This is a genomic window from Embleya sp. NPDC056575, assembly GCF_042793325.1.
Classification (GTDB): Bacteria; Actinomycetota; Actinomycetes; order Streptomycetales; family Streptomycetaceae; genus Embleya.
This window is the reverse complement of sequence record NZ_JBHTVA010000012.1, coordinates 115,586-128,597: the sequence shown is the minus strand read 5'-3', so window position 1 is coordinate 128,597 and position 13,012 is coordinate 115,586. Positions and strand designations below refer to the sequence as shown.

The following is a 13,012-nucleotide window of genomic DNA, read 5'->3' as shown; positions in this document are numbered from 1 at the left end:
ATAGCGCGCCAGGCCAAACGGCGTCCGCGTGGAGTCCATCACTTAGGTGTACCTAACATCACACTTGTCTCGGCATGGCGTTCGACCTGCGGATTCACCTGACGCCCCGTCAACCCCGCGGTGTTGCGGCCGTTCTCGCCGGCCCCGGCACGAGGGGTGCCCGGGGCTTTCTAGACTGACTCGTCATGGACTCCTCGTCGCCGGCAGTCGCGCTCACGGGTTTGGTCAAGCGCTACGGCGACAAGACCGCCGTGGACGGGCTCTCGCTCACCGTCGAACGCGGCCGGGTCACCGCGGTGCTCGGCCCCAACGGCGCCGGCAAGACCAGCACGATCGAGATCTGCGAGGGCTACCGGCGCGCCGACGCGGGCGAGGTCCGGGTGCTCGACCTGGACCCCGTGCGCGACGCCGCCGCGCTGCGGCCCCGGATCGGGGTGATGTTGCAGTCGGGGGGCGTGTACTCGGGAGCGCGCGCCGAGGAGATGTTGCGCCACGTCGCGAAACTGCACGCACACCCCCTGGACGTGGCGATGCTGATCGAACGTCTGGGCCTGGGCTCGTGCGGGCGGACCACCTACCGCCGGCTGTCCGGCGGCCAGCAGCAGCGCCTGGCGCTCGCGCTCGCCGTGGTCGGCCGTCCCGAACTGGTGTTCCTGGACGAGCCGACCGCCGGCCTCGACCCGCACGCCCGGCACGCCACCTGGGACCTGGTGCGCGAGTTGCGCGCCGACGGGGTGAGCGTGGTGCTCACCACACACCTGATGGACGAGGCCGAGAAGCTGGCCGACGAGGTGGCGATCGTTGACCGCGGCCGGGTGATCGCGTCCGGCTCGCCCGAGGCGCTGTGCCACGACGGCGCGGAGAACTCGCTGCGCTTCTCCGGCCCGCCCGGTCTGGACATGGGCTCGCTGGTGAACGCGCTGCCCGAGGGCGCCAAGGCGTTCGAGGTCTCGCGCGGCGCGTACCGGATCGAGGGCGAGATAGACCCCCAACTGCTCGCCACGGTCACCTCCTGGTGTGCGCAGCACGGGGTGATGCCGGAGCGGCTGACGGTGGAACGGCGCAGCCTGGAGGACGTGTTCATGGAGCTGACCGGACGGGAGCTGCGGAGTTGAGCGCGGTGGCGAAGGCCGCGGCGACGCGGGACGAGAGGCGCGGTACGTTCACCCCCGCGCCGGGCGCGGCGCCCCTGGGTCGGATGATCCTGGCGCAGAGCGCCCTGGAGACCCGGATGTTGTTGCGCAACGGCGAGCAGCTGTTGCTGACGGTGATCATTCCGACGCTGCTGCTGGTGGTGTTCAGCTCGGCCGACCTCGTGGACACCGGGGACGGCGACCGGGTGGACTTCCTGGCGCCGGGGCTGCTCGCGCTGGCGGTGTTGTCGACCGCGTTCACCGGGCAGGCGATCGCGACCGGGTTCGAGCGGCGCTACGGCGTGCTCAAGCTGCTGGGCTCGACCCCGCTGCCCCGGTGGGGGCTGATGGTGGCCAAGACCGCGTGTGTCCTGGTGGTGGAGATCCTCCAGGTGGCGCTGCTCACGGCGATCGCGTTCGGGCTGGGCTGGTCGCCGCACGGGAATCCCGTGTGGGTGATCCTGCTGCTGCTCCTGGGCACGGCGGCGTTCTCCGGGCTCGGCCTGCTGATGGCCGGCACGTTGCGGGCCGAGGCGACCTTGGCGGGCGCGAATCTGGTGTTCATCCTGCTGCTGCTCGGCGGCGGGGTGATCGTGCCGCTGGACAAGTTCCCCTCCGGGGTCGAGCACACGCTCGCGCTGCTGCCCATCTCGGCACTGTCGGACGGGCTGCGCGACGTGCTCCGGGACGGATCGGGGCTGCCGCTGGGCGATCTGGCCATCCTGGCGGTCTGGGCGGTTTTGGGCCTCGGCGCGGCGGCGCGCTTCTTCCGCTGGGAGTAAGGCCGGAGAGGGGTCGCGGCGGGCGTGGGTCGACACCCCTGGTGCGCTTGTGAATTCGTTCACGACGTAGCATGTCGCGCATGAGTCTGCAGGCCGTCTCCCCACTCGTCGCGCGCCGCGTGTTCCTCGCGAACCTGGTGGCGCAGATCGGCATCGTCGTCACGGGCGGTCTCGTCCGACTCACCGACTCGGGTCTGGGGTGCGACACCTGGCCCCGATGCGACAGCGACACGAGCAACTGGACGCCGCACGAGGCGGTCGGCCACCACGCGTACATCGAGTTCGGCAACCGCATGCTGACCTACGTGGTCGGCGCGATCGCGGTGGCGTGCGTGGTGGCGGCGTACCGGATGACCGTGCGCCGCAAGGACATCACCACGCTGGCCTGGATCCAGATCGGCACGGTGGTCGGCCAGGCCCTGCTCGGCGGCATCACCGTGCTCACCGACCTGCACCCGATGGCGGTGGCGAGCCACTTGCTCCTGTCGATGTTGCTGATCGCGTCGGCGGTGGCGCTGTACGAACGCTCCGGCGAGGGCGACGCGCCGGCCCGGTTCTCGGTCCGCCCGGAGATCCGCTGGTTCGGCTACGGCACCCTCGGCCTGGCGGGCGCGCTGATCGTGATCGGCACCGTGGTCACCGGCTCCGGCCCGCACGCGGGCGACCTCAAGGCCAAGCGCTTCGACGTGGACATCGACCAGATCGCCTGGCTGCACGCCGACCTGGCCTTCCTCCTCCTGGGCGCGGCCGTCGCGCTGGCCCTGGCCCTGCGCGTCACCGACGCCCCCCGGGCCGCCCAAACACGCGTGTGGTGGCTGCTCGCCGTCCTGATCCCCCAGGGCCTGATCGGCTACATCCAATACTTCAACGGCCTCCCCGAGTGGATGGTTCTCACCCACATGCTCGGCGCCGCCCTCACGGTGGTCACCGCGACCAGGACCCTCTTCGCCCTCCGCGTCCGAGGCGAACACACCGAGCCCACCCCGGAAGCAGCGGCCGAAGCCCGCGAACCGGTCGCCACCAGCTACTGAGCGCCGCACCCGTGGAGACGGACCGGATCCCGCCGGGGTCCGGTCCGTCTCGTGTTCTCGGGCGGCGTCGCCCGGTCAGCGGGTGGGGACGGCCAGGAGGAGGGCGAAGCGGGTTTGCGGGTCGGTCCACCACTGGCGGATGGTGAAGCCGGCCTCGGCCAGTTCGGCTTCCAGCGGCTCGCGGCGGAACTTGGTGGAGATCTCGGTGCGCAGGTGTTCGCCTCGGACGAAGTCGACGGACATGTCCAGGGGCGGGATCTTGACCGTCTGGTCGATCCTGGAGCGCAGGTGCATCTCGATGCGCTCCTCGTCCGCGTTCCACAGCGCCACGTGGTCGTAGGCGTCGGGGTCGAAGTCGGCGTCGAGTTCGCGGTTGAGCACGTGCAGGACGTTCTTGTCGAACTCGGCCGTGACGCCCTGGGCGTCGTCGTAGGCGGCGACCAGCACGGCCGGATCCTTGACCAGGTCGACCCCGAGCAGCAGGGTGTCGTCGGCGCTCAGCGCGCGGCGCAGGATGCGGTAGAAGTCCGTGCGCTGGGCGGGGTCGAGGTTGCCGAGCGTGCTGCCCAGGAAGCTGAGCAGGCGCGGGCCCGGCTCGTCCGCCAGGGCGAGTTCGTGTTCGAAATCGGTGACCATGGCCGCGACCCGCAGCGCCGGGTAGTCGCGGCACAGCGCCTCACCGGCCTGGACCAGCGCCGAATCGCTCACATCAAGCGGCACATAGCGCTCCAGCGTGCCGGCCGCGGTGAGCGCGTCCAGGAGCAGCCGGGTCTTGCGGGACGAGCCCGAGCCCAATTCGATCAGCGAGTGGGCCCGCGTCGCCGCGGCGATCTCGGGGGCGCGTCGGGTCAGGATCTCCTGCTCGGCGCGGGTCGGGTAGTACTCGGGCAGCCGGGTGATCTCCTCGAACAACTCGCTGCCGCGCGCGTCGTAGAACCACTTGGGCGGCAGCGACTTGCTCGGCGCGGTCAGTCCGTGGCGCACGTCGGCGCGCAGGGTGGTGTCGAAGTAGTCGGCCGGCAGCCGGTGGTCGAGGGTGAATCGGCTGTTCATGGGACGCCGTTCCTGTGGTGCGGATGACGGACGTGCGGCAACGGGTCGCACGGGACGGATCGGGGCGATGCGGACGCCGTCGCGGGTGGCGACGAGGAGGGAGTGGTCGGGTACCTCCCGCCACGCCCCCCAGGTCGCGTCCGGGTGCTCGTCGGGCTCGGAGGCGACCAGGACCCGGCCGGGGCCGGTGCGGTACCAGAGGGTGTCCGCGTAGCGGGTGGCGAACACGGTCCGGCCGTCGGTGAGCAGGAGGTTGAGCCGGGCCGTCGGGCGCGCCTCGGCGATCCGCCGAACCACGTCGACCAGCGCGCCGCCGACCGGCTCGCGCTGCCGCAGCCGGCGCGCGAGCAGGGCCCAGATCAGCGCCGAGTCGCAGCGCGCCTCGATCTCCAGCAGCGCGGCCTGATCGAGCGCGGGCCCGACCGGCAGCCGGGTCCAGTCCGGGACGGCGCCGTTGTGGCTGAACAACCACACACCGTCCCGGTACGGCGCGGCCGCCGCCTCCTCCTGGCTGGTACCGGCCGTGGCGCTGCGCACGGCGGCCAAAAACGCGCCGCTGCGCACGGTCCGGGCCAGGTCGGGCAGGTTCGGGTCGGCCCAGATCGGCAACGCGCGCCGGTAGCGGGCGGGTTCGACGTCCGCCGGATCCGCGTCCGGGCCCGCGTCGGGATACCAGCCGAAGCCGAACCCGTCGACGTTGACCGTCCCGTAGCGCTGCCGGCGCGGCGCCCAGGACTGCTCGTACAACCCGCGCGTCGGCTCCACCAGCACCGACGCCAGCGGGATCTCCGGCCCCAGATAGGCCAGGTGACGGCACATCAGCCCGCCTCCCCGGGCGCCGCGTCGCGCGCGGTGCGGAATCCGGCGAAGATCTGCCGCCGGATCGGCAGGTCCCAATTGCGGAACGTGCCCCGGGCGACCACCTCGTCGACCCCGAACGCGCCGCCGCGCAGCACCTTGTGCCCGGGCCCGAAGAACACCTCGGAATACTCCCGATAGGGAAACGCCGCGAACCCGGGGTAGGCGGTGAAGTCGGAGGCGGTCCACTCCCAGACGTCGCCGAGCAACTGCCGGGCCCCGGACGGCGCGGCACCCGCCGGATACGCCCCGGCCGGCGCCGGCCGCAGATGCCGCTGCCCGAGGTTGGCGTGCTCGGGCGTGGGTTCGGCGTCGCCCCACGGATACCGCCGCGACCGCCCCTCGGCCGGGTCGTGCCGCGCCGCCTTCTCCCACTCGGCCTCGCTCGGCAACCGCCGCCCGGCCCAGCGCGCGTAGGCGTCGGCCTCGTACCAGCACACGTGCACGACCGGCTCGTCCGGCGGCACCGGCTCGGTCCGGCCGAACCGCCGGCGCAGCCACGTGTCACCGTCGCGCCACCAGAACAGCGGTGCGCGCAGCCCGGCTTCGTCCCGATGCCGGCGCCCCTCCGGGGTCCAGCAGTCGTCCCGGTCGTATCCGCCGTCGGCGATGAACTCCAGATAGGCCGCGTTCGTCACCGGCACGGTGTCCAGCCAGTACGCCGCCACCTCGACGGTGTGCGCGGGCCGCTCGTTGTCCAGGGCCCACCCGTCGGTGTCGGTGCCCATTTCGAACGGCCCGGCCGCGATCGGCACTTCGCGCGGCAGTGTGCCCGCGTCCGGCGGCGCGGCGGGCGGTTCGGGGGCGTCCAGGACGGCCGGTCCGGCGCGCAGCTGGTGGGTGGCGAGCATGGTCTCGTCGTGCTGCTGCTCGTGCTGGGCGAGCATGCCGAACACGAACCCGTCCGCCAGGAGCGGATCACCGTCGGGGTCGAAGTCGGCGCCCTCCAGCACCTCCAGCGCCCGGACCCGCACCTCGCGCACGTAGTCCCGGGCCGGATCGGGCGCGAGCAGCGGCAGGGCCGGCCGATTCGCCCGAGGGTGGCGGAACGCGTCGTACAGCGCGTCCAGATCCGGACGCAGCGCCGGGCGCCCGCCGGCCCGGCGGACCAGCCACAACTCCTCCTGGTTTCCGATGTGCGCCAGGTCCCAGACCAGCGGCGACATCAACGGGGAGTGCTGGGCGGTCAGTTCCTCGTCGGTCAGACACTCGGTCAGGGCCAGCGTCCGGCGCCGGGCCCGCACCAGCGCGGCCTCGGCTATCGATTTCGCGGATGTCGAGGTTTCCGACGGCTTCAGCGACGTCATCGACAGGTCCTTTCGAGCAGATCGTCGGCGGGACATCGGCCCCGTTCGGCGTAGCGCCGGGTGAATCCGGCGACGGCCGCACGGACCGGGCCGGGCGCGTCGGCGTCGGCCAGCGCGTTCTCCGTGGCGGCGAAGCAGGCCAGGATCGCCTTGCCGAGCACCGGGTCGGCGGGGCCGATCCGGGCGGCGCGCCGCCAGACGGCCTCGGTCGGTACGGTCGCCCCGTCGGCGCACAGCGACTCGGTCGCCGCCCAGGCCGCCTCTGCCGCGACCGGGTCGTCCAGCAGGGTGGCGGCCATCGCGGCGGGCACGATCCAGTCCCGGCCGCACTGCGCGTCGATCATCCGCAACTCCAGCCAGCCACGCGGACGCACCGGCGGGAAGAGGGTGGTCAGGTGATAGTCGAGGTCGTCGAGGGTGGGTGGCCGCATCCCGGGTACACCGCGCAGCCAGGAGCGGAAGGTCAACCCCTCCGGGGCGTTCCAGCCGTCCGCCGTGGCGCCGCGCAGGCACAACAGCGGCGCGTCCAGCGCGTAGCGCGCCCACGCGGCGCGCGGGTCGCCGTCGATGCCCGGCGGTGGGCCGGGCGGCCGGGTACGGCCGGGGTCCATCCGGGCCCAGACCAGTTGCCGAGTGGATCGCCAACCGGTCGGCTTGCCCTGCCACAGCGGTGAGTTGGCGAACGCGGCGACCAGTACCGGGCCCAGCCGGTGGGTCAACTCCCAACGCGATCGATAGCCGCGAAGGCCCGTGCTCTCGTCGCCCGCGTCCAGGTTGACCTGCACGGACGCGGTGCCGCGCATCATCATCCGGCCCCAGGAGCCGTCCCGGTCGAAATATGCCTCCATCGCCCGATAGCGCGGATGGTCCAGGACGCGTGCCGGGTTTCGATACGGCTCCAGGCCGTGGCCCGCGAGCACGAGTCCGGCGGCGGCCAGCGCCTGCTCCAGGGCCGTCATGTCGGCGCGGAGGTCTCGGGCGCATCCGGCGAGCGTGTCGGCGGGCGGTGAACTCAGTTCGACCTGCCCACCCGGCTCGCGGGTCAATCTGCTGCCGAACGGCAGCCCCTGCGCCTCCAGTGGGGCCAGGGCCTCGTCCAGCCGTTCCGGCGCCACCTCCCGGTGGGCGTCGGCGCCGTCGTGCACGATCCATTCCAGTTCGATCCCGACCCGCGCGGGCGGGCCGGTCTTGAAGCACACCCCGTGTACATGGGCCTGTGCGTCGTCCTCTCGCAGAGTGGCAGCCATCGCACGCACTCCTTCGATCCCTCGCGTGGTCCCGATTCCGGGCCCACTCGTGGCCCCCGATGTGGCCCTCCCGTGACTTTCCCGGTCTGCTGTACCCGGCATTGCCGACCGGAACACCCGTCCCTCGGTGAACGCGGGCCCACGCCGGGACGAAGCCCCGCAAACCCTCGAGCAAGACCGCCCGGTTGCCATATCCGTCCGATTACGGTGTGCGATATGTAACAGTGTGTCAGGGAACGAGCCGCCGTCGACGGTCACCCGCGCACCGGTCGCGCGGGGCATGCGAAAGGGCGGGGGAGGCCGATCCCGGCCTCCCCCGCCCTTCGGGTACGGCTAGTGCTCCGGCAGCCGCGCCGCCGCGGCCCGGTCGAGCAGCCACAGCGTCGCGCCGGTGCCGTAGGCGCCGGCCGCCGGGGTCTTCGTGGGGTCGGTGGAGACCCGCGCCGCCGCCACCGCGTCGGCCTTGTCCTCGCCCGCCGCGAGCAGCCACACCTCGTGGGCGGCTCGGATCGCCGGGAAGGTCAGGGTGATGCGAGTCGGCGGAGGCTTGGGGGCCTCGCGGACCGCGATCACCGTGCGCCCCGTCTCCTCCGTCGCCGCGAAGCCCGGGAAGAGCGACGCGACGTGCGTGTCGGGGCCCACTCCGAACATGGCCAGGGTGAACGCCGGCACCAGCGCGCCATCGGGCGCGGCGGCGGCCAGTTCGGCGGCGTACCGCGCCGCCGCCGCCTCCACGTCGTCCCCGTCCGGACCGTCACTGGCCGGCATCGGGTGCACCAGCTCCGGCAGCACCGGGACGGTGTCCAACAACGCCTCGCGCGCCTGCGTCTCGTTCCGGTCGGCGTGGCCCGCCGGCAGAAACCGCTCGTCGCCCCACCACACGTGCAGCCGGTCGAAGTCGATCGCGCCCAGCGTGGGCGTGAGCGACAACTCGTGCAACAACGCGTTGCCGTTGCGGCCACCGGTGAGCACGATGTGCGCCACGTCGAACTCGGCCTGCGCGTCGGCGACCCGCTGGATCAGCCCGGTCGCCGCCGCCTTGGCCAGCAGCGCCGTGTCGGCGTGCACCCGAACCGGGCCGTGCGGGCTCACGCGCCGTCGCCCTTCTTCTTCCGCGGCGCCCGGCCGGCCGTGTTCTTCGGCGCGGCGGCGGGCGCGCCCTCGTCCGCCACCCGCGCCCGGGCGGAGGTCCGCTTCGCCCCCGCCGCGCTCGACGTGCGCTTCAGCGGCGGAGCCGTACCGACCTCCTTGTTCGCCTTCCGGAGCGGCGCCTCGCCCTCCTCGGCCTTCTCCACGTCGCTCACCGGCGTCTGCGACACGGGCGACTCGGTGAACGACGCCGCCGACGGCACCCGCGCCGCCTCCAACGCGGCCCGCGCCAACGTCGCCGCGTACACGTCGTCCGGGTCCAGCCGGCGCAGCTCCTCGGCGACCAGGTCGGAGGCCTCGCGCCGCTTGAGCGCGACCACCCGGTCCGGCTGGCCGGGCGAGGACAGCGACGCCATCATCCCGTCGGGGCGGTCGATCACGATCTCGCCGTCCTCGGTCACCAGCGTGACCGCGGTGATCCCGGGGCCGCCGGTCTCCACCCGCTCCACGTCGACCTCCAGGCGGTCGGTCAACCACAGCGCGAGCAGTTCCGCGCTCGGGTTGCCCGCCTTGGCGCCGACCTTCGCGCTCAGGATCCGGCTGTACTTCTGGTCGAGCGCCGCGGCCAGCAGGCTGCGCCACGGCGTGGTGCGGGTCCAGGCCAGGTCGGTGTCCCCCGGCGTGTACGCGCTCGCCCGCAGTCGCAGTACATCGGCCCGGCGCGGCGGCGCGGCGGCGTCGGTCACCCGGCGGGTGGCCAGCGCGCCGAGCAGGTCCTTGCTCGGCACCTCGGGCGCGCGCCCCGGCCACCACACCACGACCGGCGCGTCCGGAAGCAGCAGCGGCAGCACGACCGACTCGGCGTGGTTGGCCAACTCGCCGTGCATGCGCAGCAGTACGGTCTCGCCCACACCCGAGTCGCCGACCCGGACCTCGGCGTCCAGGCGCGGCGCGATCTCCGCTCCCGGGCGGCCGATCACCACCAGGATCCGCGAGGGGTGCTCGCGGGCGGCGGTGCTCGCGGCCTTCATCGCGTCGTACTGGTTGGCCTCGTCGGTGACGATGACCAGGGTGAGCACCATGCCGAGGGTGGGGCTGCCCATTCCTCGGCGGGCCTCGACCAGCGCGGCATTGATCTTGCTCGACTTGGTGTCCGTCAGATCGATCATCATGGGCGGCGCCAGCTCCGTCCGTCACGTGCGAGCATCTCGTCGGCCGCGTCCGGACCCCAGGTCCCGGACACGTAGGGCTCGGGCTTGCCGTGCTGTGCCCAGTGCTCCTCGATCGGGTCGAGGATCTTCCAGGACAGCTCGACCTCCTCGTGCCGCGGGAACAGCGGGGCGTCGCCGAGCAGCACGTCGAGCAGCAGGCGCTCGTACGCCTCCGGGCTCGACTCGGTGAACGACTCGCCGTACGCGAAGTCCATGTTGACGTCGCGCACCTCCATCGCGGTGCCCGGCACCTTGGAGCCGAAGCGCACCGTCATGCCCTCGTCCGGCTGCACCCGGATGACCAGGGCGTTTTGCCCCAGTTCCTCGGTCGCGGTGGCGTCGAACGGCAGGTGCGGGGCGCGCTGGAAGACCACCGCGATCTCGGTGACGCGACGGCCGAGGCGCTTGCCCGCGCGCAGGTAGAACGGCACGCCCGCCCAGCGGCGGTTGGCGATCTCCAGCTTGATCGCGGCGTAGGTGTCGGTGCGCGAGTCCGGCGGGATGCCGTCCTCTTCGAGGTAGCCCTTGGCCAGCTCGCCGCCCTGCCAGCCGCGGGTGTACTGGGCCCGCACCGTGCCGCGCGACAGGTCGTCGGGCAGCTTGACCGAGCCGAGCACCTTCAGCTTCTCGGCCACCAGGGCGTCGGCGTCGAAGGACACCGGCTCCTCCATCGCGGTCAGCGCGAGCAGTTGCAGCAGGTGGTTCTGGATCACGTCGCGCGCGGCGCCGATGCCGTCGTAGTACCCGGCCCGGCCGCCGATGCCGATGTCCTCGGCCATGGTGATCTGTACGTGGTCCACGTAGGAGCGGTTCCACAGCGGCTCGAACATGGTGTTGGCGAAGCGCAACGCCAGGATGTTCTGGACGGTCTCCTTGCCCAGGTAGTGGTCGATGCGAAAGACCGACTCGGGCGGGAAGACCTCGTCGACGACCTTGTTCAGCTCGCGCGCGCTCTTGAGGTCGTGCCCGAACGGCTTCTCGATCACCACGCGGCGCCACGAGTCGGCCTTGGGGTCGGCGAGTCCGTGCTCCTTGAGCTGGCGGACCACCTCGGGGAAGGCCTTCGGCGGCACCGACAGGTAGAAGGCGTGGTTGCCCTGGGTGCCCTGCTGCTCGTCCAGCTCGTCGATCGTCTGGCGCAGCTGGTCGAACGCCTTGCCGTCGTCGAACTCGCCCTGGACGAACCGGAATCCCTCGGACAGCTGCTGCCAGACCTCTTCCCGGAAGGGGGTCCGGGCGTGTTCCTTGACCGCCTCGTACACCACCTGGGCGAAGTCCTGGTTCTCCCAGTCGCGCCGGGCGAACCCGGTCAGCGCGAAGCCCGGCGGCAGCAGGCCGCGGTTGGCCAGGTCGTAGATCGCCGGCATCAGCTTCTTGCGGGACAGGTCGCCGGTGACGCCGAAGATGACCAGGCCCGACGGGCCCGCGATGCGCGGGAGTCGGCGGTCCTGGGGGTCGCGCAGCGGGTTCTCCGGCCAGACGGCCGGCTTGCTCTTGCCGGCTTTGGGGCTCATCGAGCCGCTCCGTCCGCGAGGGCGCGGGCGGCGTCGAGCAGTTGCCCGAGTCCGGCCGCGCGGTCGGTCAGGTGCAGGCGCAGGACCGGGCGCTCGCGCGAGGTGATCGCGCCGAGGTCGCCGAGGGCCTGGGCCAGTTGCAGGCGGCCGAAGCTGTACGGCTTGGCCGGTACGTCCAGGTCCTCGGTGTTGGCGCCGGTGATCTGGAGGAAGGCGCCGACGGCGGGTCCACCCTTGTGGAACTGGCCGGTGGAGTGCAGGAATCGGGGTGCCCAGCCGAAGGTGACCTGCTCCCCGTCCAGCGCCTCGGCGAGCAGCGGGCGCAGCTTGGGCGCGTCGGTGTCGCCGAGCCGGTCCAGGTAGGCCATCACCGCGAGGTAGCCGTTGTCGGGCACCGCGGCCAGCAGCGCGCGCAGCGCCCCGCTCAGGTCGCTCGCGCCGGCCAACAGCTCGGCGTCGCCGTGTACTTCGACCGCGCCGTCGACGAAGGCGGGCGTGCCCACCGGCAGCGGTCCGTCGTCGCCCGCACGCGCGAGCAGCGCGCCGGTGTTGTCCTTGGACTCCTGCACGTTGGGCTGGTCGAACGGGTCGATGCCGAGCACTCGGCCGGCCACCGCGGTCGCGTACTCCCACAGCAGCAGCTGTGCGCCCAGCGGGCCGGACACGCGCAGGTCGGCGGCGAGGCGCTCGATGTCCTCGGCGCCGATGACCACGCGCACCGCGTCGGGGCCGGTCGCGTGGTCGAAGCCGGGCGCTGTCGGGCTCTCGACCACGACGGGCAGGATGCCCCGCCCCTGCTTGCCGGTGGATTCGGCGATCAACTGCTCGGCCCAGTCGCCGAATCCGACGATGTCGCCACCGTTGGCCAGGACCAGCTTGTCCCGGCCGTGGTTGGCGGCGGCCCCGAGCACCGCGCCGAGCAGCAGGCCGGGGTTGTCCCGATCGCCGGCCAGCGTCGGGGCCAGCGCCGCGGCCTCGTCGAGCAGGCGTTCCACATCCACGCCGGCCAGCGCGCTGGGCACCAGGCCGAATGCGGTCAGCGCGGAGTAGCGGCCGCCGACGTTGGGGTCGGCGAGCACGATGGTGTAGCCGGCGTTGCGCGCGGTGTTCTCCAGCGGCGAGCCGGGGTCGGTCACCACCACGATCCGCCCGGCGAGCTGGTCGTTGGTCAACCCCTCGTCGAGGAAGGCCTGTTCGAACGCGCGGCGGTGGCTGTCGGTCTCCACGGTGCCGCCGCTCTTGCTGGAGACGACCACGACGGTGCGCTCCAGGTCGTCGCCGAGCGCACGGCGGACCTGGGCGGGGTCGGTGGTGTCGAGCACGGTGAGCGACTTGCCGTAGGTGGCGGTGATCACCTCGGGGGCCAGCGAGGAGCCGCCCATGCCGGCCAGGACCACGTGGTCCAGGCCCTCGGCGGCCAACCGCTCGCGCAGTTCGGCGAGTTGCGGCAGGAGCGCGCGCGAGGAGGCGGGCAGGTCCACCCATCCCAGGCGGATCGCGGCCAGCGACTCGGCGTCCGGACCCCACAGGGTGGCGTCGGAGGCGGCCAGGCGCGCGGGCACCTTGTCCACGACGCAGGCGGTGATGACTTCGGCGACTGCGGCGGAGTGAACGAGGTCACCGGAAACGGTGACGTCCACGCCGCCTGCGGTCACGCGTTCGTCGTTTGCGTGTACCACGGGCGGTCAGCCCTCCTATGAATGGGGTGGGAGTGTGCTGAAATCATGCCCTGATTGCGTGGATTACCCGTCCCGCCGCCGCCGAACGGGTCACATGCGGCGGCGACG

10 protein-coding genes and 1 pseudogene are annotated in these 13,012 nt (G+C 72.5%); 3 read left to right on the top strand and 8 right to left on the bottom strand.

Annotated elements, in window-relative coordinates; genetic code table 11:
• Positions 1–185 precede the first annotated feature (185 nt).
• The 3 genes from ACFRCG_RS12155 (at position 186) to ACFRCG_RS12145 (ending at position 2,946) form a co-directional block, all read left to right on the top strand.
• Complete coding sequence (locus ACFRCG_RS12155) at positions 186–1,115, top strand: ABC transporter ATP-binding protein (RefSeq protein WP_380030726.1); 930 nt, start codon at positions 186–188, stop codon at positions 1,113–1,115.
• An 83-nt stretch (positions 1,116–1,198) separates the two neighbouring features.
• On the top strand, positions 1,199–1,915 hold the full coding sequence (locus ACFRCG_RS12150; RefSeq protein WP_126641407.1) for an ABC transporter permease: 717 nt from the start codon (positions 1,199–1,201) through the stop codon (positions 1,913–1,915).
• A gap of 80 nt (positions 1,916–1,995) precedes the next feature.
• Positions 1,996–2,946 carry a heme A synthase gene (locus ACFRCG_RS12145; RefSeq protein WP_380030725.1) on the top strand — a complete coding sequence of 317 codons (951 nt, stop codon included), beginning with the start codon at positions 1,996–1,998 and terminating at the stop codon, positions 2,944–2,946.
• Positions 2,947–3,021: 75 nt separating this feature from the next.
• Here ACFRCG_RS12145 and egtD read toward each other — a convergent pair whose 3' ends face one another.
• The 8 genes and pseudogenes from egtD to ACFRCG_RS12105 all read right to left on the bottom strand — a co-directional run bounded on the left by egtD (position 3,022) and on the right by ACFRCG_RS12105 (position 12,880).
• Positions 3,022–3,999 (bottom strand): L-histidine N(alpha)-methyltransferase, encoded by a 978-nt coding sequence (gene egtD / locus ACFRCG_RS12140; protein ID WP_380030780.1) that lies wholly within the window; start codon positions 3,997–3,999, stop codon positions 3,022–3,024.
• Between the two features lie 117 nt (positions 4,000–4,116).
• Positions 4,117–4,818: pseudogene (egtC, locus tag ACFRCG_RS12135) on the bottom strand (ergothioneine biosynthesis protein EgtC); the annotation flags it as partial.
• On the bottom strand, positions 4,818–6,164 hold the full coding sequence (egtB, locus tag ACFRCG_RS12130) for an ergothioneine biosynthesis protein EgtB (protein WP_380030724.1): 1,347 nt from the start codon (positions 6,162–6,164) through the stop codon (positions 4,818–4,820). The pseudogene egtC and the gene egtB, both read right to left, overlap by 1 nt.
• Complete coding sequence (gene egtA / locus ACFRCG_RS12125) at positions 6,161–7,411, bottom strand: ergothioneine biosynthesis glutamate--cysteine ligase EgtA (RefSeq protein WP_380030723.1); 1,251 nt, start codon at positions 7,409–7,411, stop codon at positions 6,161–6,163. Before egtA ends, egtB begins: the two co-directional genes overlap by 4 nt.
• 333 nt (positions 7,412–7,744) lie before the next feature.
• Positions 7,745–8,503, bottom strand: coding sequence for a 6-phosphogluconolactonase (gene pgl / locus ACFRCG_RS12120; protein ID WP_380030722.1), 759 nt, complete (start codon positions 8,501–8,503; stop codon positions 7,745–7,747).
• Entirely contained in the window at positions 8,500–9,672 is a 1,173-nt protein-coding gene (gene opcA / locus ACFRCG_RS12115; protein WP_380030721.1) for a glucose-6-phosphate dehydrogenase assembly protein OpcA, read from the bottom strand. Before opcA ends, pgl begins: the two co-directional genes overlap by 4 nt.
• Positions 9,669–11,225, bottom strand: a complete 1,557-nt coding sequence (gene zwf, locus ACFRCG_RS12110; protein ID WP_380011267.1) for a glucose-6-phosphate dehydrogenase — start codon at positions 11,223–11,225, stop codon at positions 9,669–9,671. Before zwf ends, opcA begins: the two co-directional genes overlap by 4 nt.
• Entirely contained in the window at positions 11,222–12,880 is a 1,659-nt protein-coding gene (locus ACFRCG_RS12105) for a glucose-6-phosphate isomerase (protein WP_380030720.1), read from the bottom strand. Before ACFRCG_RS12105 ends, zwf begins: the two co-directional genes overlap by 4 nt.
• Between the last annotated feature and the right edge of the window lie 132 nt (positions 12,881–13,012).